General features: G+C 36.9%; 30 protein-coding genes and 1 riboswitch. Of the genes, 3 read left to right on the top strand and 27 right to left on the bottom strand.

Annotated elements, in window-relative coordinates; genetic code table 11:
- Nucleotide 1: 1 nt before the first annotated feature.
- Both FN924_RS08890 and FN924_RS19345 read right to left on the bottom strand, forming a co-directional pair.
- Nucleotides 2-511, bottom strand: coding sequence for a hypothetical protein (locus FN924_RS08890; RefSeq protein WP_143893701.1), 510 nt, complete (start codon nt 509-511; stop codon nt 2-4).
- Entirely contained in the window at nt 492-977 is a 486-nt protein-coding gene (locus FN924_RS19345) for a hypothetical protein (protein WP_228409628.1), read from the bottom strand. The genes FN924_RS08890 and FN924_RS19345 overlap by 20 nt, the downstream gene beginning before the upstream one ends.
- 323 nt (nt 978-1,300) lie before the next feature.
- Between FN924_RS19345 and FN924_RS08880 the strand changes: the two genes are divergently transcribed.
- Nucleotides 1,301-1,552 (top strand): spore germination protein, encoded by a 252-nt coding sequence (locus FN924_RS08880; RefSeq protein ID WP_143893697.1) that lies wholly within the window; start codon nt 1,301-1,303, stop codon nt 1,550-1,552.
- A gap of 57 nt (nt 1,553-1,609) precedes the next feature.
- Here the strand turns inward: FN924_RS08880 and FN924_RS08875 are convergent, their stop codons facing one another.
- On the bottom strand, nt 1,610-1,813 hold the full coding sequence (locus FN924_RS08875) for a hypothetical protein (protein ID WP_143893695.1): 204 nt from the start codon (nt 1,811-1,813) through the stop codon (nt 1,610-1,612).
- Nucleotides 1,814-1,959: 146 nt separating this feature from the next.
- Nucleotides 1,960-2,331: a hypothetical protein gene (locus FN924_RS08870; RefSeq protein WP_143893693.1), complete on the bottom strand. Its 372-nt coding sequence runs from the start codon at nt 2,329-2,331 to the stop codon at nt 1,960-1,962.
- 294 nt (nt 2,332-2,625) lie between these two features.
- Here FN924_RS08870 and FN924_RS08865 point away from each other — a divergent pair, with 294 nt between their 5' ends.
- Nucleotides 2,626-3,294, top strand: a complete 669-nt coding sequence (locus tag FN924_RS08865) for a hypothetical protein (protein WP_143893691.1) — start codon at nt 2,626-2,628, stop codon at nt 3,292-3,294.
- A gap of 426 nt (nt 3,295-3,720) precedes the next feature.
- Here FN924_RS08865 and glnA read toward each other — a convergent pair whose 3' ends face one another.
- The 12 genes from glnA to FN924_RS08805 form a co-directional block, all read right to left on the bottom strand.
- Nucleotides 3,721-5,058, bottom strand: a complete 1,338-nt coding sequence (glnA, locus tag FN924_RS08860) for a type I glutamate--ammonia ligase (RefSeq protein ID WP_143893689.1) — start codon at nt 5,056-5,058, stop codon at nt 3,721-3,723.
- Between the two features lie 23 nt (nt 5,059-5,081).
- The gene (locus FN924_RS08855) at nt 5,082-5,477 is read right to left on the bottom strand and encodes a MerR family transcriptional regulator (protein WP_143893687.1); all 396 of its coding nucleotides are present in this window, start codon (nt 5,475-5,477) and stop codon (nt 5,082-5,084) included.
- A 127-nt stretch (nt 5,478-5,604) separates the two neighbouring features.
- Entirely contained in the window at nt 5,605-6,846 is a 1,242-nt protein-coding gene (locus FN924_RS08850) for a methionine gamma-lyase family protein (protein WP_143893685.1), read from the bottom strand.
- A 4-nt stretch (nt 6,847-6,850) separates the two neighbouring features.
- Nucleotides 6,851-8,089, bottom strand: a complete 1,239-nt coding sequence (hflX, locus tag FN924_RS08845; protein WP_143893683.1) for a GTPase HflX — start codon at nt 8,087-8,089, stop codon at nt 6,851-6,853.
- A gap of 146 nt (nt 8,090-8,235) precedes the next feature.
- On the bottom strand, nt 8,236-9,150 hold the full coding sequence (gene spoVK / locus FN924_RS08840) for a stage V sporulation protein K (RefSeq protein ID WP_228409627.1): 915 nt from the start codon (nt 9,148-9,150) through the stop codon (nt 8,236-8,238).
- 138 nt (nt 9,151-9,288) lie between these two features.
- Nucleotides 9,289-9,945, bottom strand: coding sequence for an HAD family hydrolase (locus tag FN924_RS08835; protein ID WP_143893681.1), 657 nt, complete (start codon nt 9,943-9,945; stop codon nt 9,289-9,291).
- A 58-nt stretch (nt 9,946-10,003) separates the two neighbouring features.
- Nucleotides 10,004-10,519: a GNAT family N-acetyltransferase gene (locus FN924_RS08830; RefSeq protein ID WP_143893679.1), complete on the bottom strand. Its 516-nt coding sequence runs from the start codon at nt 10,517-10,519 to the stop codon at nt 10,004-10,006.
- Complete coding sequence (locus FN924_RS08825; protein ID WP_143893677.1) at nt 10,510-11,076, bottom strand: histidine phosphatase family protein; 567 nt, start codon at nt 11,074-11,076, stop codon at nt 10,510-10,512. The genes FN924_RS08830 and FN924_RS08825 overlap by 10 nt, the downstream gene beginning before the upstream one ends.
- Before the next feature lie 227 nt (nt 11,077-11,303).
- Nucleotides 11,304-11,633, bottom strand: coding sequence for a 6-aminohexanoate hydrolase (locus FN924_RS08820; RefSeq protein ID WP_143893675.1), 330 nt, complete (start codon nt 11,631-11,633; stop codon nt 11,304-11,306).
- Nucleotides 11,626-11,862, bottom strand: a complete 237-nt coding sequence (locus FN924_RS08815; protein ID WP_143893673.1) for a helix-turn-helix transcriptional regulator — start codon at nt 11,860-11,862, stop codon at nt 11,626-11,628. Before FN924_RS08815 ends, FN924_RS08820 begins: the two co-directional genes overlap by 8 nt.
- Before the next feature lie 173 nt (nt 11,863-12,035).
- Nucleotides 12,036-12,506 carry a GNAT family N-acetyltransferase gene (locus tag FN924_RS08810; RefSeq protein WP_143897175.1) on the bottom strand — a complete coding sequence of 157 codons (471 nt, stop codon included), beginning with the start codon at nt 12,504-12,506 and terminating at the stop codon, nt 12,036-12,038.
- Nucleotides 12,507-12,567: 61 nt separating this feature from the next.
- Nucleotides 12,568-12,861: a hypothetical protein gene (locus tag FN924_RS08805; protein ID WP_143893671.1), complete on the bottom strand. Its 294-nt coding sequence runs from the start codon at nt 12,859-12,861 to the stop codon at nt 12,568-12,570.
- 139 nt (nt 12,862-13,000) lie between these two features.
- Nucleotides 13,001-13,100: riboswitch (purine riboswitch) on the top strand.
- 70 nt (nt 13,101-13,170) lie between these two features.
- Between FN924_RS08805 and FN924_RS08800 the strand changes: the two genes are divergently transcribed.
- Nucleotides 13,171-14,355 (top strand): MFS transporter, encoded by a 1,185-nt coding sequence (locus FN924_RS08800; RefSeq protein ID WP_143893669.1) that lies wholly within the window; start codon nt 13,171-13,173, stop codon nt 14,353-14,355.
- Between the two features lie 136 nt (nt 14,356-14,491).
- On the opposite strand, the gene FN924_RS08795 is transcribed toward FN924_RS08800, so the two are convergent.
- The 11 genes from FN924_RS08795 to miaB all read right to left on the bottom strand — a co-directional run bounded on the left by FN924_RS08795 (nt 14,492) and on the right by miaB (nt 26,172).
- Nucleotides 14,492-14,695 (bottom strand): NUDIX hydrolase, encoded by a 204-nt coding sequence (locus FN924_RS08795; protein WP_143893667.1) that lies wholly within the window; start codon nt 14,693-14,695, stop codon nt 14,492-14,494.
- Between the two features lie 708 nt (nt 14,696-15,403).
- Complete coding sequence (locus FN924_RS08790) at nt 15,404-15,625, bottom strand: hypothetical protein (protein ID WP_143893665.1); 222 nt, start codon at nt 15,623-15,625, stop codon at nt 15,404-15,406.
- A 197-nt stretch (nt 15,626-15,822) separates the two neighbouring features.
- On the bottom strand, nt 15,823-16,047 hold the full coding sequence (hfq, locus tag FN924_RS08785) for an RNA chaperone Hfq (RefSeq protein WP_143893663.1): 225 nt from the start codon (nt 16,045-16,047) through the stop codon (nt 15,823-15,825).
- A gap of 37 nt (nt 16,048-16,084) precedes the next feature.
- Nucleotides 16,085-17,020: a tRNA (adenosine(37)-N6)-dimethylallyltransferase MiaA gene (gene miaA / locus FN924_RS08780; protein ID WP_143893661.1), complete on the bottom strand. Its 936-nt coding sequence runs from the start codon at nt 17,018-17,020 to the stop codon at nt 16,085-16,087.
- Between the two features lie 145 nt (nt 17,021-17,165).
- Nucleotides 17,166-17,618, bottom strand: coding sequence for a Dps family protein (locus tag FN924_RS08775; RefSeq protein WP_143893659.1), 453 nt, complete (start codon nt 17,616-17,618; stop codon nt 17,166-17,168).
- Nucleotides 17,619-17,683: 65 nt separating this feature from the next.
- A complete protein-coding gene (locus tag FN924_RS08770) occupies nt 17,684-18,430 on the bottom strand; it encodes an abortive infection system antitoxin AbiGi family protein (RefSeq protein WP_143893657.1) in 747 nt (248 codons plus the stop codon).
- A 312-nt stretch (nt 18,431-18,742) separates the two neighbouring features.
- Nucleotides 18,743-20,599 (bottom strand): DNA mismatch repair endonuclease MutL, encoded by a 1,857-nt coding sequence (gene mutL, locus FN924_RS08765; protein ID WP_143893655.1) that lies wholly within the window; start codon nt 20,597-20,599, stop codon nt 18,743-18,745.
- Nucleotides 20,600-20,616: 17 nt separating this feature from the next.
- Nucleotides 20,617-23,187, bottom strand: a complete 2,571-nt coding sequence (mutS, locus tag FN924_RS08760; protein ID WP_143893653.1) for a DNA mismatch repair protein MutS — start codon at nt 23,185-23,187, stop codon at nt 20,617-20,619.
- 164 nt (nt 23,188-23,351) lie between these two features.
- Nucleotides 23,352-23,915: an outer spore coat protein CotE gene (cotE, locus tag FN924_RS08755; protein ID WP_143893651.1), complete on the bottom strand. Its 564-nt coding sequence runs from the start codon at nt 23,913-23,915 to the stop codon at nt 23,352-23,354.
- Nucleotides 23,916-24,162: 247 nt separating this feature from the next.
- The gene (locus tag FN924_RS08750) at nt 24,163-24,591 is read right to left on the bottom strand and encodes a YlbF/YmcA family competence regulator (RefSeq protein WP_143893649.1); all 429 of its coding nucleotides are present in this window, start codon (nt 24,589-24,591) and stop codon (nt 24,163-24,165) included.
- Nucleotides 24,592-26,172, bottom strand: a complete 1,581-nt coding sequence (gene miaB / locus FN924_RS08745; RefSeq protein WP_143893647.1) for a tRNA (N6-isopentenyl adenosine(37)-C2)-methylthiotransferase MiaB — start codon at nt 26,170-26,172, stop codon at nt 24,592-24,594.
- Between the last annotated feature and the right edge of the window lie 216 nt (nt 26,173-26,388).

The raw sequence follows: 26,388 nt of genomic DNA, 5'->3' as shown, positions 1-26,388 counted from the left end.
ATTAAATCATTTCTTTACAGTCTCTTTCATAACAAAACTTAACTAGCTTGTAAAATAAAAACGTTAATGATAATACAATTGTGTAAACTGGTAACGAATAAACGACTTTCCATCCTGTATAAGTGTACACGTCTAATTTCACAAGAAATAGTTCAAAACAAGGAGCGAATATCGACCACCCAATAAAATAAAAGAACAATTTGAATCCCTCAAACTTGAAATACTCATATATATATACAAATAGAAACCCGAACGCTGGATATACCCCATACAAAATCACATCGAAGATTTCATACCGGTAAGAATCTGACAAATCATATAACCCAAATGGTTTCACCGCTATTGTATGATCAAGTATGGTAGGAAACGATATACTTAGTAAAACAATTAATGGTGTGATTTGTTTTGGTATTCGCTTAGGGAGAACTGTAAATATAAGGATGTTAAAAACTATTCCTGCAATAATTGTCCATTCACTTTTATCAAACGTCTCAGGAAGATCCAAAATCATTTATTACCCTCTTTAATCGATTTTTTCTATACCATAGCCAAGCACCGAACGTTAACAAAACGGTAATTGACCACTCCACTAAGGAATTTACAACAGAATAATCTTGCGCTAGAAGAACCCCAAGATAGATAAATAAAAACTCAATGGACGACATAAAACCTATCGTAATCATCAAGAGTATCATCCTTTTCCAAGTATCATTCAATCGAAGTAAAAGGTCGAAGGATATGACAATCATCAAAGGATATAAAAATATCCGCTTAAAAAAATGAGTCCAGAAATCCTTCATATCACTCGATAACTGAAAGAGCTCTAGATTCACAAATAAGATAGATGAAACAGAATGCGTAATAATCCAAACCGTCATCCAAATAAAAAAAATTTCAAAGATATGAAGCTTTTTTCTATACATACAAAAGGCGATTATTACTAAGACCTGAACTAATAAATACAATGAGAGTGTCATGACCCGATCACCTTACATATAAAACGTAATAACTTGTTTCTTTCCCTAGTTCACTTATTTAGACTACCTCCAGTAACTTCTTGGTCATGTTTTATTGTTAAAAACAGCATCACTATACTAAGTATGGTGGTTAAGATTGTACTTGCTACATGTAGCTGTATGAGCAAGTTTAATTTTTGCTTCATCGTTTCACTTCCTTTATTGATTGTTACCATTAGTATAAGTAAAATAATTTTTTTTATTTATGATCATTTTTATCCCTGTTCGTCCAATCCAAACCCGTACAAGCTACATAAATTATAAAAGAGGATAGGAGGGATACTTTGAAAAAAAGAGCTCCGATTCATATCGATGATATAATGATTCGAACGATGGAAGATACTGCATCTGTAAACGTTGGTAAGGTCCGAGTATGTCAAAACCATAATGTGACAAAGACAAATATGGTAGCTGGACAAGTAACTGGTGATAATACGAAGAGCTACGTCATTTCAAGTCATTCTGACATTTACGACATGGACCAATCTGATCAAGTCATACGTTGCTTAAAAAACAAAAAATACCGCCTAATATGAATTAGGCAGTACTGGGATAACAATTAAATTTATGATGATCTTTTGCTTAAAGGGAAATTATAAACCGGACCAACCGATAACCTTTATTCGATTGATTGGGATATCCGTTTGTTCACTAATTTTTTCTTTTACTTCCTTCATCACGACATCGTCCTCCTCATGAGGAGTTAGCTTATGTAAAACAATCGATCTTCTGTCTCCTTGGGGAATAATCTGTCCATTTATTTCAATAAATTCAAAGAAATCAACAACTAACGTCATATACACTCTCCTTTTTTAAACAATGAAAGATTATGTTTCTTTTATTATACCAACCCTACATCCAAAAACCACGCAAAAAAGAGCCAAAAAAATAGCGGTGATCTACACCACGGATCACCGATTACTAAAATATGTAGTTACTAACCTTACTTCTCTTCAATGATAACAATTCCACCATTTATAATGTGACGTTTTCCATTCATATCAAATAACACTTTTCCGGAGACATCTTGTTCACGTATGTCAATCTTGCCTTCATACTTTTCCACTAGCTTCCCATTATAATCATAAACTTCAACGGTACGTTCTAAACCACCTGATACATTGGAATCTAGTGATTTAACGGCTCGTTGTCCCGAAGCTGTTTGGGTAAAGTACCAAAAGAGTCCGCCACCAATAAGGGCCGTTGTTATAGCAACAACAAAAACGGTTTTCCCTACATTTTTTCTCCATCCATAATATACAAAGCCTATGACAGCAATTATAAAAATTGTGAAAATAATTGACCCTATTAGCATAATGATCCCCCTGTTTTTCTTCTAATTAGAATTTCACCTTCCATACATGAAATTATTAATTATTTTTTCTTCCTATATTTATACATAATGACGAAGTTCCCCACTTAGTAATACAAATTTATAAATCGTTACTATTTTATCATTTTTCTGAAATAACATAATATTTTCTTGATTAGCAATTCTGCATATAGTACAAATTAACCATTTTCTTTAAATTTGGAGGAATTTGAAATATTTTACAGAATAGAGAGTTAGTAGAAAATTAGTTTTATAATCTTAAGGAGGAATCTACTTATGAAAAAAATCAGAAAATTCATTGTATTTATTGTTACACTTTCACTATTTCTTACTTCAAGTTTACCCACCCACGCCTCAAAGAGTACAAAATCATTAACCCTTACTGATGATTTTGAAGTTAAACAAACTGTTGATAATGGAGGAATTGTTCATGCTCAAGTAATAACCGAGGATCAAATTAATGAAATCATATATAACCCTGAAACTGGTGAAACATATCTTGATGGAAAGATAATCCCAATGGAAGTGAAAAAATCATTTGACGAAAGTATTGAACTTACCTTAGATAGAAATCAATTAATTTTTCCAAAAGCAATAGCAACACCTCCCGGCGCTGGCGGAGCTAAATATCTAGGCACTCATGTTTATGATATTCCTGCTGGAACATTACTTTCTTCGGCAATTACCTTAATATCTATTTGGACAAGAGTGCCAGCTAGTAGGATAAAGCAAACTTTAATTTGGCTTGTAGGTACTGCTGTAACACAGCCACTTGATAAATTGCTGGATGTAGAAATAAGACAATACCGAACTTCAAAAAAAGTTAAAGAAGGTAACATGTGCTATCCGCAATATAAATTTAAAAATTTTAGTCAAATACTTTATCGTTCCAAAAGAAGTAATACTTTTGAATCTAGTTGGTTTCTGGGTTCAAGACCATGTTAAGGAAGTTTGAATAGGATGCTCACTAAAAAATGCCCATATTGTGAAAACAAAATTGACATGAAATATATAATGAAACAAAAACATTTATATACTATTAATTGTCCAAATTGTCATAGAAAAATCAAATCAACTTTTTTATCAAAATTAATATTCTCTCTAGTACTTCTTGTTCCAATTCTTCTAGTTGACTTAGAAGGATTTTACACTCGATTAGGCTTTCTATTAATCTGGATACTTTTGAGCCTTTTCATTATACAACCTATTATATATAATTATGAAAAAAATAAGAAAGATGATTTTTAGCAATTTGATAAACTCTGCCCTGTAAAGTAGACAAAATTAAAAAAAGTCTTAAGACCATAAGTAACATTAACTTAAAACAAAAGCCCTCCATACCACAGTATGAGGGCTTTTGCTTTTAGTCTATTAGTATTGTTGTAAATACTGGTCTCTTTCCCAAGGGTGTACTTGTGTACGGAACATATCCCATTCGATTTCTTTCGCTTCAATGAAGTGCTCGAATAAGTGTTCTCCAAGAGATTCAACGATAATCTCGTCTTTCTTCAGCTCTTCAAGTGCTTCCGCTAAAGTTGCTGGTAAATCTTGAACACCATTCGCTTCTCTTTCTTGTTTATCCATAATATAGATATTACGATCAACCGCTTTAGGAGCAGAAAGTTTGTTTTTCACGCCATCTAAACCAGCTGCAAGTAATACAGACATCGCAAGATAAGGGTTCGCTGATGGGTCTACACTACGTACTTCAATACGTGTGCTTAATCCTCTAGAAGCTGGTACACGGATAAGTGGACTTCTGTTAGAACCGGACCAAGCAACATAACAAGGAGCTTCATATCCAGGTACTAGACGTTTATAAGAGTTTACAGTAGGGTTGGTTACCGCTGTAAAGTTCAACGCGTGCTTGATAATACCTGCGATAAATTGATAAGCTGTATCACTTAATTGAAGTGGACCATTTTCATCAAAGAATGTGTTTGTTTTCTCTTTAAATAGAGACATATTTGTATGCATTCCAGAACCGTTCACACCAAACAATGGTTTTGGCATAAATGTAGCATGAAGACCGTGTTTTCTAGCAATTGTTTTAACCACTAACTTGAACGTTTGGATATCATCCGCATGCTTTAATGCATCTGCATATTTAAAATCGATTTCGTGTTGACCAGGAGCTACCTCGTGGTGAGATGCTTCTACTTCAAATCCCATTTCTTCTAATTCTAATACGATATCACGACGGCAGTTTTCACCAAGATCTGTTGGAGCAAGGTCAAAGTAACCACCTTTATCATTTAACTCAAGCGTAGGCTCGCCTTTTTCATCTAATTTAAATAGGAAGAATTCTGGCTCTGTACCAATATTAAATGCTGTGAATCCTAACTCTTCCATTTTCTTAAGGTTACGTTTTAAGTTATAGCGAGGACAACCTTCAAATGGCGTACCATCTGGTTTGTAAATGTCACAGATGAATCTAGCAACCTTTCCTTTTTCGGAAGTCCAAGGAAATACTAAGAACGTGTCAAGGTCTGGATATAATTTCATATCCGATTCTTCGATACGCACAAATCCTTCAATGGAAGAACCATCAAATGCCATTTCATTATCTAGTGCTTTATCTAGTTGACTTAGAGGAATCTCTACGTTTTTAATTGTTCCAAGCAAATCTGTGAACTGTAAACGGATAAATTTAACGTTTTCCTCTTTAATTCTTTTTAAGATTTCTTCTCTGGTTAACTTAGAGCTCATTCTGTTTCCCTCTCCTTTATTAATTAATGGAAGAATCGTGATAATTCTCCCTGTCTTAACGAAGCTTTGCCGAGACGACCTGAATCAAATAATTCTTTTTGTAGCATACGTCTCAGTTCTTTCTCTGATAGTTCTGGCTTTTCTTCGCCTTCCTCAATTTCTTTCGTTTTCGGTAAATCCTTCATCGAAAGCACCTGTTTAATTCCAGCTAAGTTAATTCCCTTCTCAATGAGTTCTTTGATTTCTAGTAGTCTATCTACATCATTGAAAGAAAATAGCCGCTGATTCCCACTAGTTCGTGATGGGTGAATTAATTCGTGCTCTTCGTAATAACGAATTTGTCGAGCGGTAAGATCCGTTAAGGATTTAACTATTCCGATGGAAAACAAGGGCATAGAACGTCTATCAACATTGCTCATAATAGCACCCCCTCTATGTACCTTTCCATATCCCTATTATACAATTGGAATATTAATTGTCAATACGTGTTAGCTTTCTTTACATAAAAAAATTTTAGACAATTTTGTAGATTCGAATTTTTTACCCTTATTTTGTTCGGAACGGTAATAATCCTTGCTTTTCCATAACTCCGACAGCTTCCATAATCGCAACTTTTACATGCGCATATGTTAACCCACCTTGCACAAACGCTGTAAAGGGTGGTCGAATAGGACCATCAGCTGTCAGTTCAAGACTTGCTCCTTGAATAAATGTTCCTGCAGCCATAATGACATCATCTTCATACCCTGGCATAGGGGAAGGATATGGGGTCACATGTGCATTTATTGGCGAAGCAGCTTGGATAGCTTGGCAAAATGCTACCATTTGTTCAGCATTCTTAAAGTTCACCGCTTGGATCAAATCCGTACGTGTGGCATCGAATGCTGGATTCGTTTGAAACCCCAATTCCGACAAAAGTCTGGAGGAAAAGATTGCTCCTTTTAACGCTTCCCCTACTACATGTGGAGCTAGGAAAAATCCTTGGAACATTTCTTGTAACATGCCTAGAGAGGCTCCAATTTCTTTTCCTAATCCTGGTGCTGTTAAACGATTGGCAGATTTTTCGATGAGCTCTTTTTTTCCTACGATATACCCGCCGATTCGCGCTATTCCCCCACCAGGATTCTTAATAAGAGAGCCTGCCATGATGTCTGCTCCTATTTCTATTGGTTCACGTGTTTCGACAAACTCCCCATAGCAATTATCTACAAACACAATTACATCCTGTTTTATTTCCTTCACAAATTGTATCATTTCTTCTATTTGTTCAATCGTAAAGGACGGGCGTGTATCATAGCCTCGCGAGCGTTGGATCCCGATGACCTTTGTGTTCGGATGGACTGCTTGTTGCACGTTTTGCCAATCTACAGAACCGTTTTCTAATAACTCAACAGCTTGATAGCCAATGGAATAATCCTTTAATGATCCCTCCCCTTTTTCTAATATTCCTTCCAATGTGTCGTATGGTTTCCCGGTTATATATAAAAGCTCATCTCCCGGCCGAAGTAGTCCAAACAGAGCCGTGGAAATTGCGTGTGTGCCTGAGATTAATTGGGGGCGCACCAATGCATCCTCTGCACGAAATACTTCCGCATACACCGCTTCTAATGTGTCACGTCCATAATCATCGTATCCATACCCCGTAGTTGGATTAAAGTGACTATCACTTACTTTTTGATTTCGAAACGCTTCTAATACCTTTCGTTGATTAAACTCAACGACTTTGTCTGCTTGACGAAAAAAAGGCCATAACTCAGTTTCTAGTTTTTCGATATATTCTTGATTCATCGTGCTATTCGTTCTCCTTTAGTTTGTAGCTCAACGGATGGCTAGGGTCTGCATACCCATGATACACATAGGTTTCAGTCTCTTCTTTAAATGCATGATTTTGTACAATCGTATTTCTCTCCAAACGCTGAAGAAACTTTCCATCCCCAGACTGCACTTCTACTCGATACGGCTCCCATTGTTCTATAATCACTTCTTCTATCTTGTACAACACTCTTCTTAAGTCAATAGGGTCGTGTGCACTAATCGTTATAGAAGGCTGAACACTAGGAATAAATGCATCTGTTAACATATCCTTTTTATTGTAAACTGTAAGCATCGGTAGCTGGTCCGCACCTAGTTCGCCCAATAAGCGGTTCACCGTCTTTTGATGTTGTTCCTGATCTGGGTGGGAGGCATCCACCATATGTAAAATAAAATCCGCTTCCGTTACTTCTTCTAATGTAGAACGGAACGCTGCAATTAATGTGGTTGGCAAATCTTGTATAAATCCTACCGTGTCTGTTAAGAGCGACTGAAAACCCGAAGGCAAAGCGATTTGACGAGTTAAAGGGTCTAACGTCGCAAATAACTGGTCTTCTTCTAACGATTGACTTTTCGTTAGTCGATTGAAAATAGTAGATTTTCCAGCATTCGTATAACCGACAATTGCGATTTGGAATGCTTTGTTTTCCTTCCTTCTTTTCCGATACTGAGATCGTTGATTTACCACTGTATTTAAACGCCGCTTCAGATCGTCAATTCTTCTTTGAATGTGACGACGGTCTGATTCGAGCTTCGTCTCACCGGGACCCCTTGTTCCAATTCCACCACCTAATCGGGATAGAGCAAGCCCTTGACCATACAATCTCGGTAACAAATACTGATATTGCGCCAGCTCTACTTGGAGTTTCCCTTCTTTTGTATTCGCACGTTGAGCAAAAATATCCAAAATAAGCTGACTTCGATCTATTACACGAACTCCGAACCGATCAGATAAATGCTTGGATTGTCCTGGTGAGAGTTCATCGTTTGAAATAACTAATTCAATTTCTAATTCTTCCACTAACTCTGCTATTTCTTGAACTTTTCCTTCCCCTAAGTACAAGGCAGGGTGAATCCGATCTCTTTTTTGCGTTACAATTTTCAACACATTTCCTCGTGCTGTTTCTGTTAGAGATTGCAATTCCTCTAGAGAGGATTGAAATCGCTCATCATCTTGATTCGGGTGATGAACAGCAATTAGCAAAACATTTTCCTGCATATAGGTACCAACCTCTTTTCCTAAATTACTTTTATCATATCAAAGTGTATTTAGATTGGAAAATTCAATCTACTAGCTATCGTAGTATTCACGTATTCTTAACTATCTATGTCATAGAAACGTCCTCCCCATCGGAAGGACGTTGACTATTCTAATATAAGGTCATTCTTTGTAATGAGCATTAAGTCCTCTGTACTATAATGACGTTTTTGTACGATACGGACTGCGTGTTTTCGTATCGCCTTTTCAATGGTATTCCGAACAAACCTAGCATTGGAAAAGCCTTTTCGATCTTGGTTCCTCTTCTGTTTGAATAAGTAATCCCGGAGCTTCCACTCTGCTTCCTTGGAAAGCTGATATTCTCGTTCTGCAGTCATTTGTTTTGCGATTAGTAATAACTCCTCCACTGAATAATCTTCAAAGTCTAAGACTATTGGGAAACGAGATTCCAATCCTGGGTTCAAGGAAAGAAAATGCTCCATTTCTTCCGGATATCCAGCTAAAATAAGAATGAAATCATTTTGATTATCTTCCATATGCTTCACTAACGTATCAATGGCTTCTTTCCCAAAATCCTTTTCTCCACCACGCGCTAGCGAATAGGCTTCATCCACGAATAAAATGCCCCCCATCGCTTTTTCAACGAGGTCTCGAGTCTTTTGAGCTGTGTGACCGATATATTCACCAACTAAATCTGCTCGTTCCGCTTCTATAAAGTGTCCTTTTTCTAAGACACCCATATCATAAAAGGCAGCTGCTAGCTTACGGGCAACTGTCGTTTTTCCTGTTCCCGGATTTCCTTTAAATAACATGTGTAATACTTGTTTTTGTGCTTTTAAGCCAACACGCTCTCGCATTTGACTAATTTCAATGTTGGCATAAATCTCTTTTACAGTTTCCTTTAGGCGGTTCATCCCTATAAAAGAAGAAAAATCTTTATCTATTCGATTAAATGGGTCAATGCGATCGGATTGTTCATGATGCTCCATCACAATTTTTTCGCGATCATGTAATACGATATTGATTTGACCATGTTTGTTAAATGATACTTGAGATTCCACGTCACCACCCCTTACTACTTCATTATACGTTGTACCCTTTTGGAGTGTGACATCAGCCTACTAGTCTAGACCAAATCTATCTCATATAGCCCCAATTAAAAATGCACCCGCCTAATAACAGAAGATGCATTCCTTTCATTATCTATTTAACCTAGGCAATACCGTTTGGATTTCTTTTAAATCGTCAATAATGATATCCGCTTGTGCAAGTTCATCTTCTCTTGCAAAATCAAAGTTGCAGCCTATGGAAAGTAATCCATTGTCCTTTGCTGCACGAATATCGGAAAGTCGATCCCCTACTACTACACCATCCGAAAAATCGTATTTTTCCATTATGTGATTAACTAAATCTGACTTATTTAATGATTGAATGTGTTGAATACTAAACGTCTCCGTAATCCATTGATCTAATTTATAGTAATCAACAATCGCATGTAAGTATTTTACTAAGCCATTACTAGCTATGTAAATCGAGCAATTCCTTTCTTTTAAGTATTGAAGAAGTTCTATTGCGTTAGGATATAACCCTCCTTTTCCATCTCTAATATTAACTATTAGCCTTTCTAAAAAATAGGCATCCGTTTGTTTTCGCTCTTCTATGGAATGATTGGGCAACAGCGTCTCCCATACCTTGGGTAAAGGGACACCCATAATGTCACGATATGTATCAATCGGAGTTGGAGCCTCCCACTTATTCCGAGACCGTAGATGCTCGAATGTATCTTCAAGAGCTATTTGTAATATTTTTTCTGTTTGAAAAAGTGTTCCGTCCATATCAAATATCACGGATGTCATGTGTTTACTCTCCCTCATGTTTTCCAATTTAAGATTATATCTCCAACAAGTATGTAGCTTACATTCTTCGTTCCATCAACCAATACTTTTCATTTATTATTTTCTTTTTAATAAACCCACATTTTTCATAGCATCTTATAGCTCTTTCATTTCGAATTGAAGGATCCATTACAATTACAGTGCCTTTTTGTTCTCTTGCAATATATTCTATTAGGGCTTTAACCATCTTTGTTCCAATTCCTTTACCGAGCTGACTTGAAATCCCAATTAACTGGTCCATACCAAAAACCGATTCATTTTCAGCGTATCCAAGTTGGATGATTTCTTCCGAATGTATTCGATAATATTGTATGTACCCTACCGGTCTACCTTGCACTTCAACAATACAAGGCTTGACCTCTTCTAAATCCTTGACTCTTGGTCCATATTTCTCCTTAACACGTTGTATATTAGGTGGATGATGCGTATCCCAAAATTCGAGAACATCTTTATTGTTCAGCCACTGCGTTAACCTTTCATAGTCCGTTTCTTTCATCCTTCTAATCAATAGCTCTTCTGTTTGAATCAATTCCATACTCTATCCACTCCGATTAACCCAACTCCACGAAACTGCATTCTATAAATATCAGGCTTCGTTGTATTATACAAAAATGCAAGGTCATACTTTTCATTAAAATACCCCATTATCAATGTCATAACAGTACCATGCGTCCCCACTGCGACTTTCTTCCCATGATACGTTTTTAAGACTTCTTTAAGTACTCGTATGGCTCTTTCTTGGCAATCATAATTTGATTCCGCACTCTTTAAAGCAAATTTAGGATCAGAAAATGATTTTTCTAGAAGAGGGATAAGCTCTTCATCAGCCAGCCGAGTTTCTCCATTAGAGAATATTCTTTCTTTTAGACCTTCATATATTTTTACTTCTTGACCGATAACTTTTGCTAATGGTTGTACAGTTAAAATAGCACGGGTATAGGGACTTGAGATAACCACATCTATGTCTTCGTTTTTTAAGATGGATGTTACTTTTTTGGAATCGTCTATTCCTTTTTCAGATAACACTCTTGTTCTTTCGTTACCATCTATCGGTGAGTCCCCATGCCTTAGCATATAAACAATTGTATTCATTGCTTCCTCCAAACACATGTTTGACTACTCGTAGCACTTGTTCATCAGGTTTAAGATATTGGACGAGTTACCATCCGAAAAAGTTACAAGGAAGTATTCCAAAGCATCTTCATATAGTTAAAGACGTTAACCTTCCGATTAACGTCTTTTGAAATAACTATAAACCTCATATTCCTAATAAAACGAAGTTCTTAAAATCTCTCCGGTTAGGTATCCCACAAAAAAGATTACTTGAAATCCTTTTTATAAAGGCTATAAGAATAAATCGCACCTACAACAAACACAATTCCTTGAAACAATAAGAAGAATTGGCGGAAATAGTCAATGTCACGATCTACCAGGGAGATAAAAATACTATTCATAATTAACTGCGTCATAAACATACAAGAAGTAATTTTAAAATATATGGTATTTGTTCTTTCATCAGGTCTGCCAAATTTTTTACCAATAAATATTAAGACAGCGATTGACCCTACATACATAACCATTGTAAGTCCAACAATCATATTAAAATTTTGTGAGCTTTCTAGCATCCAATTATTTAAAACTTCAATCATGTTCCTCATCCTTCCTTACGTATGAAAATAGTTCATTAATATCTACTTCGAAATAGTTAGCAATCCGAAATGCTAAGACGAGCGAAGGCGAATAATTATTTTTCTCCATTACAAATATCGTTTGTTTCGATACTCCAACTGCATCTGCTAGTTCCTTCTGTGACATCCTTCTTAACACTCTGTGTTCATACACTTTGTTCACAATAGAATCCCCGAAATCTTCTTTCACTTATAACACCTTCCTTTTGAACTTGTATTCATAATAAACTATTTTTAACAAAAGTAAATTAAACTTATACTTTTTATAATTTTTCATATGTATTGTATAAGTTTATCCATTTAAAAAACACTTATGAGTCGGTCTTACCAAAGCTCATAAGTGCATTTATTAAATTTCTTAATTTATACGTTACATTCATATTCCATTCTAAGAAACTCATATTCGCCACCGTTTGTATGTTGAATGAAAATTTCCTGATCTCTGAATCCAAATCTTTTATAAACTTTAATGGCACGTTGGTTAAAGGTTGCCACAGAAAGCGTTATCCTCTCCGGTCCATAATTTTTCAGAATAAATTCTACACATTTTTTTAGAAACTCTTTCCCCATACCTTTTCCTGTAAAATCTGGTCGCATTCCTAATCCAATATCGATTATATTCTTCTCTGTAAACTGTTGAATCGTTAAAAATCCCATTAACTCATTTTCTATGGTTACTGCAAAAACAGATTCCCCCCGTTGTAATGGATCCAAAAATTCCTCTAAATCTTCCGGATCTGCCTCCATATCGTAAAAAGAATAATTTTCATCATAATGCCAGTTCGCAATATCTTCTGCTTGTTTTTGGGTTATCACGTTAAATGTACAATTCATTTTAATATCCTTTCCTACATACGTAACAATTTTCATCACTTTATTGATCCATAAACACCTTTTAAGTCAACAGACTTCCTATAACTAAAATAAAAATAGTTAACAAAGACAAACCTAACGATAGACAAAGGGTTACAATACTTCGCAGCAATGCCTTCCAACTATTCATTCCACTAAAGCCCAACACACCAAATAACACGGTGAGTAAAGAAGCTGTTAACACGATGTTCAGTGGATGAAAACCTATAGTAGTCCGAAAGAAGTGGACAATTTCACTGGATGCTGTTGCTATAAAAAATAATCCAATACATACTAAGGATGCAATAAACGATCCTATATTTATTTTTGTTTTCATAAAATAATCTCCCCTCTGTTCCTTATATTCTAGTTCCATAAAAAAAGAGATTTACCTGCCATTCCACCGTCTTTGGCAAAAAAATAAAAAATATTACTTGAAATCTCCATAGAATTTTAGTATAATTTCCAAGTATTTTCATTAACTTAATAGTTTCACCTGTATAACCTCTAGAATATGGCTAGAGGGTCTCTACCAGGAACCATAAAATCCTGATTACAGAAAATGAATTTATTCGTTTTTTGTAATCAGGATTTTTTTCTGACACTATATTTTATTTCATTCAACATGAAGAAAGGACGTAAGAAGATGAATCTAAAAGTACTCATACTCGCATTATCAACGGTCGCAGTTGGTCTTGTTGAATTAATTGTAGGTGGGATACTTCCAACTATCGCAGAAGATTTGAATATTACCTTAAGTGCTGCAGGACAGCTCATCACCATTTTTGCTTTTATTTATGCCATTGCTGGACCAGTGTTATTAGTTCTCACTAGTAGAATGGAGAGAAAAAAGGTTTACCTTTGGTCGCTATTCGTATTTTTCATTGGAAACATTATGACGTATTTCAGCCCAAATTTTACATTTATGATGGTTGCTAGAATATTGACTGCTATGAGTACTGCGCTCATCGTTGTATTATCTTTAACCATCGCAGCAAAAATTGTTACACCTGCACACCGTGCAAAGGCGTTAGGTCTGATTTATATGGGAATTAGCTCTTCACTTGTAATGGGTGTACCTTTAGGAATCGTCATATCCAATACATTTGGATGGCGCGTCATTTTTCTTGGAATTGCATGCTTATCTATAGTTTCTATTATACTCATTTCCATCTTTTTAGAGCGAATTCCTGGCGAGCACTCTGTTCCACTTAAGCAACAACTAAAAGCAGTAGGTAGTGCAAAAATAGGTGCAGCTCACCTTGCAACCATGTTTATGTTGGCTGGCCACTATACTCTGTATGCATATTTTACCCCATTTTTGGAAACAGAGCTCCATTTAAATGCAAATTGGATTAGTGTATGCTATTTAATATTTGGAATTGCAGCTGTTAGTGGCGGAGCATTTGGGGGGATTCTTTCTGATTCTATCGGCGCACAAAAAAGTATCCTATTTGTGATCAGTGCATTTGCCCTGGTGCTGTTCTTACTCCCATTTACGACGTTTTCTCTCATCCTTTTCATCCCTATTATGATGATTTGGGCTGCATTAAGCTGGAGTCTAGCACCACCACAACAAAGCTATTTGATTCAAACAGACCCTGCTTCATCTGATATACAACAAAGCTTTAATAACTCTGCACTACAAATTGGAATCGCACTCGGTTCCGCATTTGGTGGTCTTGTACTCAATCAAACAGGTACTGTGTCTACAACTGCTTGGTTTGGCAGTGGTATTGTTATTTTATCATTGATGTGTGCGGTCTTCTCGTTAACTAGAAAAACGGTTGAAAGAAGATCAAGCATATCCATACCAGTAGTACAGAAGTAAACAATGTAATTCCTTTGAGTAAGTTGTTTAAATAATGTGGAGAAATATGAAATGGTAAATGAAAACGCTTGGGTATGGTACCGCCCCCCAAGTAGTTAGAGTAATAAATCTAACTTTTGGGATACCTACCTATATCCTAGCGTTTTTTCCGTTTCTGTTCAGTTCTTATTATATTCACTAAGAATTCGATGTCTTCTGGATAGGCATGTTCCACCATCTCTAATTCTGAAGAAGACTTCCACTCAACTTCCTCAATGATTTTATCAGGATCATTGACCCCTTTGCTTTCGCCAATCTTTTTTACTCTGAAATAATGAGTTTTAACTTTTATGCCCTTCATTATAATTTCCTTAACAAAGAGCTTATCTAGAATAACAACTTCATAATCTGTCTCTTCTATTACTTCTCTAATACAACAATCTTTATTTTAGCAAAATCTTCCAAAAGCTTTTGAAAAGGAACAAATATGAATACCTGTAATAGATTCTATCTTTCCATTCAAACACTTTATCGGTAATTTCCTAATCGTTTGCAGTCCACTCTATGAAAACTTTTTCCGTTCATGCTATTAATAAACAAACGATACATGCAAAGACCGACATCAAAAATTAGTCCATTATTACTAATATTTTACAAATTATGATTCTTTTGGACTAAATTCTATGAAAAATGACTTTTTATTACATAATTCTATACTCCCATTTTTATCCATCGTGTAAAATTCTAATTGTCTCCCCCAAATGAAAGGGGGTGAGATTAGTGGATGAAAGGAACGTAATAAAAAGGTTTTCCGATTTCGAATTGAAGGTCATTAGAGATAGACTTGAAGTATATACAAGAGATATTCGGTTCCGAAACCTGGAGAGTCTTTTGTTCTTAGTAATGGAAGAAATCAACTTCAGAAACAATAGGTAGTCCAAGACTCTAACTCCGTATTGTTAGTAAGAAGAAAAACACAATACTGGGGGAGACCCCATCACTACAAACATACATAAAAAAGAGAATTAGACATTGGTCCAATTCTCTACAAATTTGGAGGCTTACTACATTAGTCCACCATTCCGATGCGTGCACTCAGGCTAATGTCACGACCAATTTCATACAGGTCACTCGGACTAACACCTCTATCGAGAGCGACGCTTTCCATTATTCTAATTTCTATTAAATAGTCATCTGGCGAGATGTATTCCTCGAATTTCTCAAAAACGTAATAATAAAAAACACCTAAAAACTCTAACGGCAAATCACGATAAAAGGTAGTCGGATTCAAAGTTCTATCTCCCTTTGTCAAAATATAAATAAAATTCACCATTTCACTAAAAGTCATCACGCCATTGTTGATTACATATTTTAATCAATGACAATCTAGGATTCAAGTTAATTTTTCAAGACAAAATGCGAAAAATAAATAAGCATAGTACTTGGGATTTCAAAGCAAAAAAAAGACGCTTTAAGCGTCTTTTCCTTCTACTCTTTTTCCAGTGTGACATTTTTAGCTGGTGCAAAAGTCGAGATGGCATGCTTAAAAATCAATTGTTGCTTCCCATCCGTCTCTAATAGAACGGTAAAATTATCGAAAGCTTTCACTAATCCACGAAGTTGAAAGCCATTAGTTAAGAAAACAGTAACTTGGATTCGTTCTTTACGCAGCTGGTTTAAGTATTGATCTTGAATCATCACCGATTGAGACATATTGTGTTCCTCCTCTTTTTATCTGTATAGTTTATTTCTATTTTAATCTAATCTTTCCTGCAAGATTGGATAAAATATTTTGGAATACTGCATCCTTTTTTTCCGGCAATATCGAATACCAATCTACATCCATCTTATTTTTAAACCAAGTCATTTGGCGTTTCGCATATCTCCTGGAATTGCGCTTCAGCAACTCGACAGCTTGTTCTTTAGATTGATCTCCTTTAAAGTAGGGAATAAACTCCTTATATCCAATTGCCTTCATCGACTGACTATGTTCATATCCATTATTAAAGAAATACTCTACCTCTTCCATCAACCCCTGTTCGATCATTTGATCCACTCGTAAATTAATACGTTCATAAAGTCTAGAACGTTCCATTTCTAATCCAATTAAAATTGGTTCGTACTGAGACTCTGCTTTCTGCTTCTCATGATTATCTGTCATCGTCTGCCCTGTTCGGTCATACACCTCTAATGCTCGAACTAATCTTCTTTGGTTATTCGGGTGGATTTTATGTGCTTGAATAGGATCTACGCTCTTAAGACGTTCGTAGACGGCATCCACTCCATTTTGTTCTATCTCTTTTTCAATTTTTTTCTGGTATGTATCATCTCGCTTTGTTTCAGAGAATTCATACCCATATAACGCGGCTTGGATATAAAGTCCTGTTCCCCCCGCTATTACAGGTAGTTTCCCTCTTTGAGAAATGTCTTCTATATACCCCTCTACCAAGGTTTGGAATTCTGCTACAGAAAAGCTTTCAGCTGGTTCCTTTATATCAATCATGTAATGTGGGATTCCTTGCTGTTCTGCTTCGGTTACCTTTGCCGTTCCGATATCCATCCCTTTATAAATCTGCATGGAATCTCCACTAATAACTTCTCCATTAAACGCTTTCGCGATTTCTACGCTGAGCGCGGTTTTTCCTACTGCTGTCGGTCCGACAACTACCACTACTTGTTGTTTCATATACGCCACCTATAAAAAATTACTAACTTTTATTTTTTCATTATACAGGAACTTTATCATTTGACAATTTCCTTTGCGAGAAATAGTAGGAAAGTTTTATAAATTAAAGTAGAGATATTCCATTTGGAATATCTCTACTCTCACTCTATTCATAGGCGATGTAAGCTTCGAGCATCCATACGTGTTTTTCAAACCGGCCTTGTAGCTCATTTAAAATGTCCACAGTAGGTTGATCCTTTTGTTCTTCCGCTAAATCAAAACCAGTTTCTTTTATTTCTTTAATGATCGTTCGATAGTCTTCACAAAGCTGGTGGATAATCTCGTTTTCCTTGTCATCTGCTTGTGCCTCTTCCAAAGTCGCCTCTTTAATAAACTTATGCATGGTCGCTAGTGGCTTGCCACCAATTGCTAGGATTCGTTCTGCTACATTATCTAAGTCTTTTGCTGTTTCATTGTATAGATCCTCAAACACTTCATGTAGCTTAAAAAAATGTCTTCCTTGTACGAACCAGTGATATCGGTGAAGCTTTACGTAAAGAACAGCAAAATTAGACAGTTCTTGATTCAGAAAATTGATTAACCGTTGATTATCTTGCATCGCACACCTATCCTTTCTTCGTCTCTTGTCTTATTTTCGGTAGGAAACACTAAATTATACAAACATTAGGTAAAAGAAATTTGCCCGCAATATTCCGGAAGCTCCTTTCGGAAAGCTTCTGCATATTTTTCAGGCAAAAATACACGTCGCACATCTCGTAATGAAAATTTCACATTGCCAACAATTCGCCATTCTCTTTCCATATAGTAATTATCTTTATCTCCGTCTGTTTTCGATGCGTCAAATGGTTTTAAAAATGCGAAAATATTTTTCACTAAAAAGTCATCCATTTGTTTTAGAAGACCAGCTAGACGATGATCTGTAACCTCCTTCTTCAGCTTCTCCATCGTATGAAAATACTCTAAAATTTTATGATGAAAGAATTGATCTCTTGTATGCTCTTCCTTGTATGCTGGTGAGTGTAACTCCTTCCCGTCCTGAATAATTTTTTCCTGTTGTATGGTGTCGACAACCGCCCCATTTTTCACGATATAAAAAACAGGGTTCGCTCCGAGACGAACTAAAAACTCTTTCGAGAATGAAACACCGAAAGAGCTGTATTTCTCCATATGTAGGGATAAATCATCTATAGGAATATCGGCGAAACAGGTCATCTCCGGGGAGATAATATCTTCCAAAGTTAGCGCGTCGGTGTCGATTTGAATCCGGCTTGATCTTGTTGGGTTAAACGGTTCATGTAAAAGCCATCCCGATTTTAATATTTGAATAAGTAATTTAAATCGTTCTTCCTCTGCTTGTTGTCTTCCTACAAAGTGCATTAACTCCTTAGACACATATTTTTGTCTCGTCATCAAAATCCGACCTTTCCCCAAAAATTCTATCTCTAGGACCTATTTTTTACGTATTGTCCAAAAATATGACAGAAGTATCTAGGGAATTGTACCTGTCATCTAGGTTGCCCTATGCGTCTTTTTTACTCTTTTCAACAAAAATCGTATTTTTAGCTATTTTCTAGATCTTTTAGTGCTACAATAGAAGCATGATTTCCCCCTTCTTTAGCCGGTTACAAGCCGGCCTTTTTTATGTAAATCTAGTTCCTTCCTAATTAAAAAGAGCATCAAAATAAATTGATGCTCATATTGTAATCCATTATGTTTATCACCCTACATCACTCGTTTAAACATTTTCTCCAATTCATAGCTCGAAAAATGAATGATGATTGGTCGACCATGTGGACATGTAAACGGATCGGTAGAGGCTCTTAAATCCTCTAACAGTTGAAACATATCATTGTAGTTTAAATGATGATTTGCTTTAATCGATCGTTTACAAGACATTAATATAGCTGCGTCTTCTCTTAATTTATATAAATCCACTTTTCCTTCATCCATCACTTGATCAACAATTTCGCGAATGCTTTCTTCTTCAAAGCCTTTTGGAAACCATTGTGGATGCGAACGGATAATATAGCTTTGCTGTCCGAATGCTTCGAAAAACAAACCAACACGTTGTAATTCTTCTTGATGCTGCTCGATGAGTAAAGCTTCTTGTTTAGAGAAATCAAACGTAATCGGAATGAGCAGCTCCTGTACTTCATTCGCAACTTCCCCGATTTTTTCTTTGAAAAACTCATATTTTATACGCTCTTGTGCTGCATGCTGGTCAATTAAATAAAGACCCTGTTCATTTTGCGCCAAAATATAAGTGCCATGGTGTTGCCCTATTGGATACATAACCGGTACTCGACTTGTCGTCTTTTCTACTTCCTCATGTTGAGGATTAGAATCCTGTTGTTCGTGTGATTCTTCTTTTGTCGTAAAGTCTTCATCATTTGTCGGAAGCATTTGTTCTGCAATAGCATTTTGCATTTCTTGATACGTCTTTACCTCTTCCGGTTCCGTTAACGGTGGACTTGATGGCTGAGAATAAGGTGTCTGTTCATTACGCTTCACAGGCGATTGATGAAATTCAAAAGAACCTTGTTCACTAACAGTATCTTCGCGTTTTATTCTAGGCTGTGTGACATCTGGAATTAAGGTTAGCTTGCGAAATGCTTGCTGAATGGTGGTTTCTACCGCTTCAAACAATTCCTTTTCCTTACTGAAACGCACCTCGAGCTTGGCTGGATGTACGTTTACATCTACTAAGATTGGATCCATATCAATCTTTAACACGACTAACGGATTTCGACCAATAGGAAGCAGTGTGTGGTACCCATTCAGAATAGCTTTTGCCAACGGAATACTGCGAATGAAGCGCCCATTAATAATCGTCGACATATAATTGCGAGAAGCTCTTGTTATTTCTGGCTTTGCAATATATCCAGATATTTGGAAGTCGAGCGTTTCATGCTCTACTTTAATCATTTTTTTTGCGATGCTTACCCCATACACTTGTGCGATAACTTGAAGTAAATCATCTCGCCCTGGGGAGCGAAACAACGTACGGTCATTATGCGTAACCTCAAAGCGAATTTCAGGATGGGATAATGCTATTCGATTGATAACATCTGTGATGTGTCCTAACTCTGTATGAATCGTTTTCATATATTTCAAACGAGCTGGGGTATTAAAGAATAACTGTTCCACTGTAATTTCGGTACCTTTTCTAGCTTCACATTTCGATTGCATAATCAGGGTGCCGCCTTCAAACTTCATTTCCGTACCAGCTTCTTGACCAGTGGATGTTTTTATCGTCAACTTACTAACAGCTGCAATACTGGCTAAGGCTTCTCCACGGAATCCAAGTGTACGAACATGAAACAAGTCCTCTTCATTCCGAATCTTACTAGTTGCATGACGCGAGAACGCGATAGCGCAATCTTCTGCTGACATCCCGTCTCCATCGTCCGTAATCTTAATTCGGTCCAATCCAGCTTCCGCAACATCTACTTTAATCCATGAACTATTTGCGTCAATACTATTTTCTACGAGCTCTTTCACAACGGAGGCAGGTCGTTCAACAACTTCTCCTGCCGCAATCTTATTGGCAAGCGAATCTGGCATTTGAAAAATTTTCATTAGAAAACCCTCTCTTGCTACTGTCTATTTGCTTTCTTTTGAAGCTGATATAGCTGATTCATTGCTTCTAATGGTGTCATTTCCATAATGTTTAACTGTTTAATTTCATCCACAATATCGTTGTGAGGCTTTGTTTGCGTTTGTTTTTGCTTTTCTGAAACGAAAAAAGAAAGCTGTTGATCATTTTCTTTTTCCGGTGTAGCTTCAACAGGCTTATTCTCGAGCTGTTGTAAAATTTGGGAAGCTCTAGTAATTAATTCGTTTGGCATATTGGCTAGCTTTGCTACATGTATCCCATAACTCTCATCTGCTGGACCGTCTTGGATTTGGTGGAGAAAGATCACATTTCCTTCGTATTCTTCTGCTCGTACATGGATGTTCTTCAGGTGAGTCAAACTCTCTTCTAAGCTAGTTAATTCATGATAGTGTGTAGAGAACAACGTTTTCGCTTGTACATGCTCGTGAAGATACTCAATAATGGCCTGTGCTAATGCCATCCCGTCATAAGTGCTTGTTCCTCTTCCAATCTCATCTAAAAGAATCAAGCTTTGTTCCGTCGCATGCGTAATCGCGTGATTGGCTTCTAGCATTTCCACCATAAAGGTACTTTGACCTGATACTAAGTCATCGGCAGCTCCAATTCTAGTAAAGATTTGATCAAAAATCGGTAAAGATGCTTTGGATGCCGGTACAAAGCAACCGATTTGCGCCATTATCGTTGTTAATGCTAATTGGCGCATGTACGTACTTTTCCCGGACATATTGGGACCTGTAATCAGTAACATATTTGTTCCTTTATCCATACGAATATCGTTCGGTACAAAGGTTCCATCCTTCATCACTTGTTCGATCACAGGATGACGTCCTTGCTCAATATCAACGTCGTTTTGATTGTTAAAGGATGGACGTCGATAATCATTTTGTTCGCTAATCGTTGCATATCCTTGTAGCACATCGATTTCACTAATTTGTTCCGCCAGCTGTTGTAGCTTAGGAATGTAGCCTTTCACCCGTTCTCTTAATTCAACGAAAAGCCGGTATTCTAACTCCACACTTTTTTCTTCCGCTTCGAGAATTAGAGTTTCCTTTTCCTTTAGTTCAGGGGTAATAAAACGCTCCGCATTCGTTAGCGTTTGTTTCCGTTCGTATTTCCCTTCTGGTAGCAGATGGAGATTTGCTTTTGTTACTTCAATATAGTAGCCAAACACTCGATTGTAGCCAATTTTCAAAGATTTAATATTTGTCTCTTCTTTTTCTTTTCGCTCTAATTCCGCAATCCATTTCTTCCCGTTTTGAGAAGCGTCCCGATATTCGTCTAGCTTTGGATGGAATCCATTCTTAATTAAACCACCGTCCGTAATAGATATTGGTGGATCCTCCATTAAGCTATCTTCCAATAGCCGTTGAAGTTCATCAAGAGGATTTAACGCCTCCCCTAATGCTTGGACCGTCTTATGGTCCATTTGACGTAAAACATCCTTGATAGCAGGTATTCTTTGCAAGGAGTGTTTAAGCTGGATTAAATCTCGCCCATTCACATTACCAAATGAGATTCGACCAGATAAGCGTTCTAAATCATAGACACTCTTAAGAAGCTCACGCAAAGATTCTCTTTCTATGAAATGCTGCAAAAATCCATCCACGATATCAAAACGATATTCGATATCAGCTGTCTGGAGCAATGGGCGTTCCATCCACTTTTTAAGCTTACGGGCACCCATGGCAGTTACCGTCTTATCCAAAACCCATAATAAGCTACCTTGCTTCCCTTTTCTTATAATTGTTTCGGTAAGCTCTAAATTACGCTTTGAATACATATCTAAGGACATAAACTGTTGAAGTTCAATCAATTGCGCTTTCTTTAAATGGTCTAATGATCTCTTTTGCGTTCGTTCTAAATAGTTTAGTAGTCTTCCGACCGTTTCTACTAACCTCTCATTTGCTAACGATTCAACGAGAGGTTTCATGGTTGGAGAAACGTGTACCTCATCTTGATAAGAAACGGTAAGCTGAAGTTTTTCCACTAAGTCATTTTGGTAGGAATCAGCTAGATTGGAATCCACCACAATCTCCTTTACCGGACGATTGTAAAGTTCACTCAAAACAGCCTGCCAGCCATTATTCATCATAGCTGTCGTATTTTCACCAGTCGAAAGATCTGCGTAGGCGATGGAGAATGTAGTATTCGTCCATTGTGTAATACTAGCTAAATAGTTATTCTCTTTCTCGTTCAGCATATTGCCTTCCATGACCGTTCCTGGTGTAATAAGCTGGACGACCTCTCGTTTCACAACACCTTTCGCCGCTTTAGGATCCTCTACCTGCTCACAAATTGCAACCTTATATCCTTTTTCCACGAGATTCTTTATGTAATTTTCTGCGGAATGATAAGGAATTCCACACATCGGAATGCGTTCTTCTCCTCCTCCATCACGACTCGTCAGCGTAATCTCTAACTCTCTGGACGCCTCTAGCGCGTCCTGAAAGAACATCTCATAAAAGTCTCCTAAACGAAAGAAAAGAAAACAATCCTTATATTGCGCTTTTATTTTTAAATATTGCTGTATCATTGGTGTGTACCCGGCCATTATCCTTCCCCCAAATCGTTCCTAAACTATATCCCGTATTATATCATAGGAAATTCGCTAGGGTCGACGAATCTAGTCAAGATGGGACAGGATATTCCTTCCATGGTTTTGTTTTAACCTAAACAAAAAGACAGGAGACCAATTGTCTCCTGTCCTAGTCTTTTTTATTCTTCTTCATTTACGGCAAGAAAGTCTGGGTCTACACTTTCAAATTCATCGTCTGTTAATTCGAAATCCCAGTCATCGTCATCACTAACATAGCCATCCGGGTCTACACGTACACATACTTTTGTTTCACCTACAACCTCAACTAAGAATTCGCGCTCCACTTCTACAACAATTTTGTGGTCTTGAGTAGAAATCTTGCAATCTAAACAGTTTGGTTGTTGGATGACTTTAGCAAATACTTCGTAGTCATCGCTTACCGTATTTTCATCCTTAACAGATAGCTTAATGTGGTCACAATAATTAACACGTTCTGTTACTACTTCCGTTTTCGTGTTATCGTTGTAGGAATACCAGATGTTCACATCATAGCTTCCGTTGATTTCTACGATATCGTCCCCTTTTTTCTTAGCATTATAGAGATGATTAATCACCCAGCACCCTAGAATGCTAGTAGGTCTATGTGACGGGGAAATCGTATTTGTGTCTTGAACGAACTTTCGACCCTTACCAATAACAGCTTTCGTTATAATTTCCCGATATTCTTGATCAAGAAATGACATAAGAACTAAAACCTCCTCTTTTTTCATAGTCATTGTATGCAGGGTGTTCACCTAAAGTGCATACCCACCAATGACTAATCACAGGTAAGTATGACTTGTAAGGCTCTAATCCATCCTATGCAAAAGCCTATAGATGTGTACGCCTATGTTGGGAGGTATTTTATACTTATCTGTTAATCTTGGTTATTTAATATCGAGAAAATATGAAAACAAAAGCCCCTGCTATTACTAGCAAAGGCCTTTGGGCTTAATGGTGGTGTCCACCGCTATATTTTAATTTAGAACCTGTTTCCCCTCGGAGCACATCGCCCTCTGTGGATCGAATCACTTCATTTGTAACTTCACGTGAGATGGTGTTGGAAACTAATTGTAAGATATCATTGATTACAATCTGTGTATCTTTAAATTCTTGAACGATAGGAATCTCATCGATTTCACCTTGTAGTCGATCAATTTCTTTTTCTACACGTTGTAGTGCTTCCGTTTTTCCATATGCTTGGAAATTCACTGCTTGCTTTTGAAGCTTTTTAATTCTTTCAATGGTTTCTCGAACCTTTTGATTATCATTAAGCTTGGCTTCTAATTGTTTAAAACGATCAATCTCTTCTGTATTCGCCATCATCTTTGCCAGCTTTTGTGCTTCTTCTAGGATTTGCTTCTTTGTGTACTGTGTCATTTATTTCACCTCTACCGCTTCTTCTACTAATTCTCCATTTAAGGACCATGTTTTGGTTTCTGTAATTTTAACATCAACAATTTGGCCGATGATTGATTTTGGACCTCTAAAGTTCACAAGTTTGTTACGTTCTGTATAACCTGATAATACATCAGGGTTTTTCTTACTTTCCCCTTCCACAAGTACTTTTACCGTTTGACCTTGGTATTTTTGCATGGCTTCTGCAGATTGCTTGTTAATTAAGGCATTTAAACGTTGCAGACGTTCCTTTTTCACTTCCATTGGGATATTGTCTTCCCATTTCGCAGCCGGTGTGCCTTCTCGCGGAGAGTAAATAAACGTATAAGCAGCTTCAAAGCCAACTTCCTCTACAAGGCTCATCGTTTCTTCAAACTGTTCGTCAGTTTCATTTGGGAAACCAACGATGATATCTGTCGTAAGCGTAGCATTTGGCATCGCCTTCCGAATTTTTGCTACAAGCTCTAAATATTTTTCTCTCGTATATCTTCTCGCCATCACGCGAAGAACTTCTGAGCTTCCAGATTGTACTGGTAGATGAATATGGTCGAGAAGGTTTCCGCCTTTTGCAAGCACTTCAATCAGGCGATCGTCAAAATCTCTAGGGTGAGACGTTGTAAACCGAACTCTCGGGATATCAATTTTACTGATTTCCTCCATTAAATCGCCTAGACCGTATTCCATATCCGTAAAATCTTTTCCATACGCATTGACGTTTTGTCCTAGAAGCGTAACTTCTTTATAGCCTTGAGCAGCTAGGTGACGTACTTCTTGAATAATATCTTCTGGTCGACGACTTCTTTCTTTTCCACGCGTATAAGGAACAATACAATACGTACAGAACTTATCGCAGCCGTACATGATGTTCACCCAGCCTTTGATTTTTCCTTTTCTAACTTTTGGAAGGTTTTCAATGATGTCCCCTTCCTTCGACCATACTTCGACTACCATAGCTTTACTAAACATAGCTTCTTTCAATAGCTGAGGTAAACGGTGAATGTTATGTGTACCGAAAATTAAATCAATAAATGGATGTTTTTTCAATATTCGATTTACGACCGCTTCTTCTTGAGACATACAACCACAAACTCCGATAATCACGTCCGGATTCTCTAGTTTGAGTGGTTTCAGGTGACCAATTTCACCAAACACTTTGTTTTCTGCATTTTCACGAATAGCGCACGTGTTTAACAAGATAATATCTGCTTCTGTTGTTTCATTTGTCGATTCATATCCCATGTCCGTTAGCAGACCAGCCATGACTTCTGTATCATGCTCATTCATTTGACATCCGTACGTTCTAATTAAGAACTTTTTGCCCTTCCCAATTTCTTGCATTTCTTTAGGAATACCGAAGTCATAATGAATTTGAATATCTTCTCTACGACGTTTTTTCGCTTTTTTCATATTTGGCGGTTCATAGGTCGCTTGAAAATACTTGCTAATTAGTTCATCCGAGGATGTATTTTGTAAACGTTCAAGGTTACTATCCTGGTCGGATTTTATGTCCGATGGATCAACCTGTTTAATTCTGTCTAGTTCTTTCCGTTGTTGTTCATTCATGACGGAAACTCCTTTCTTCCATAACTCCTTATAAAAATAGCACTCTAATTTACATATTATATCAAGAAGCGTGTCCAAAAATAAAGTGTATTCCATTTCTAGAATAACTTCGCTTCGCATTCATTCTAACACAATTATGTATGAAACGAACTTTGAAAAGAAGATTTATACTAAACCACATAAAAAACCTGCTTGCTGGGCAAACAGGTAGATTAC

This window comes from Radiobacillus deserti, from assembly GCF_007301515.1.
GTDB classification, from domain to species: Bacteria; Bacillota; Bacilli; order Bacillales; family Amphibacillaceae; genus Radiobacillus; species Radiobacillus deserti.
The sequence above is the reverse complement of the archived record's forward strand: the minus strand, read 5'-3'. Positions and strand labels throughout refer to the sequence as shown.

Excerpts from the sequence above, each read along its gene's own strand:
- miaB (WP_143893647.1), bottom strand. The coding sequence starts at position 26,172 with ATGAATGAACAACAACGGAAAGAACTAGACAGAATTAAACAGGTTGAT.
- FN924_RS08810 (WP_143897175.1), bottom strand. The coding sequence starts at position 12,506 with ATGAATTGTACATTTAACGTGATAACCCAAAAACAAGCAGAAGATATT.
- hfq (WP_143893663.1), bottom strand. The coding sequence starts at position 16,047 with ATGTCTCAATCGGTGATGATTCAAGATCAATACTTAAACCAGCTGCGT.
- FN924_RS08805 (WP_143893671.1), bottom strand. The coding sequence starts at position 12,861 with ATGAAAACAAAAATAAATATAGGATCGTTTATTGCATCCTTAGTATGT.
- FN924_RS08825 (WP_143893677.1), bottom strand. The coding sequence starts at position 11,076 with ATGAATACAATTGTTTATATGCTAAGGCATGGGGACTCACCGATAGAT.
- FN924_RS19345 (WP_228409628.1), bottom strand. The coding sequence starts at position 977 with ATGACACTCTCATTGTATTTATTAGTTCAGGTCTTAGTAATAATCGCC.
- FN924_RS08770 (WP_143893657.1), bottom strand. The coding sequence starts at position 18,430 with ATGACGAGACAAAAATATGTGTCTAAGGAGTTAATGCACTTTGTAGGA.
- FN924_RS08800 (WP_143893669.1), top strand. The coding sequence starts at position 13,171 with ATGAATCTAAAAGTACTCATACTCGCATTATCAACGGTCGCAGTTGGT.
- hflX (WP_143893683.1), bottom strand. The coding sequence starts at position 8,089 with ATGCAGGAAAATGTTTTGCTAATTGCTGTTCATCACCCGAATCAAGAT.
- miaA (WP_143893661.1), bottom strand. The coding sequence starts at position 17,020 with ATGAAACAACAAGTAGTGGTAGTTGTCGGACCGACAGCAGTAGGAAAA.
- FN924_RS08750 (WP_143893649.1), bottom strand. The coding sequence starts at position 24,591 with ATGACACAGTACACAAAGAAGCAAATCCTAGAAGAAGCACAAAAGCTG.
- FN924_RS08850 (WP_143893685.1), bottom strand. The coding sequence starts at position 6,846 with ATGAATCAAGAATATATCGAAAAACTAGAAACTGAGTTATGGCCTTTT.
- cotE (WP_143893651.1), bottom strand. The coding sequence starts at position 23,915 with ATGTCATTTCTTGATCAAGAATATCGGGAAATTATAACGAAAGCTGTT.
- FN924_RS08820 (WP_143893675.1), bottom strand. The coding sequence starts at position 11,633 with ATGATTGAAGTTTTAAATAATTGGATGCTAGAAAGCTCACAAAATTTT.
- mutL (WP_143893655.1), bottom strand. The coding sequence starts at position 20,599 with ATGAAAATTTTTCAAATGCCAGATTCGCTTGCCAATAAGATTGCGGCA.
- FN924_RS08775 (WP_143893659.1), bottom strand. The coding sequence starts at position 17,618 with ATGCAAGATAATCAACGGTTAATCAATTTTCTGAATCAAGAACTGTCT.
- glnA (WP_143893689.1), bottom strand. The coding sequence starts at position 5,058 with ATGAGCTCTAAGTTAACCAGAGAAGAAATCTTAAAAAGAATTAAAGAG.
- FN924_RS08870 (WP_143893693.1), bottom strand. The coding sequence starts at position 2,331 with ATGCTAATAGGGTCAATTATTTTCACAATTTTTATAATTGCTGTCATA.
- FN924_RS08855 (WP_143893687.1), bottom strand. The coding sequence starts at position 5,477 with ATGAGCAATGTTGATAGACGTTCTATGCCCTTGTTTTCCATCGGAATA.
- FN924_RS08890 (WP_143893701.1), bottom strand. The coding sequence starts at position 511 with ATGATTTTGGATCTTCCTGAGACGTTTGATAAAAGTGAATGGACAATT.
- FN924_RS08830 (WP_143893679.1), bottom strand. The coding sequence starts at position 10,519 with ATGGAATTGATTCAAACAGAAGAGCTATTGATTAGAAGGATGAAAGAA.
- mutS (WP_143893653.1), bottom strand. The coding sequence starts at position 23,187 with ATGGCCGGGTACACACCAATGATACAGCAATATTTAAAAATAAAAGCG.
- FN924_RS08795 (WP_143893667.1), bottom strand. The coding sequence starts at position 14,695 with ATGAAGGGCATAAAAGTTAAAACTCATTATTTCAGAGTAAAAAAGATT.
- FN924_RS08835 (WP_143893681.1), bottom strand. The coding sequence starts at position 9,945 with ATGACATCCGTGATATTTGATATGGACGGAACACTTTTTCAAACAGAA.
- FN924_RS08865 (WP_143893691.1), top strand. The coding sequence starts at position 2,626 with ATGAAAAAAATCAGAAAATTCATTGTATTTATTGTTACACTTTCACTA.
- FN924_RS08875 (WP_143893695.1), bottom strand. The coding sequence starts at position 1,813 with ATGACGTTAGTTGTTGATTTCTTTGAATTTATTGAAATAAATGGACAG.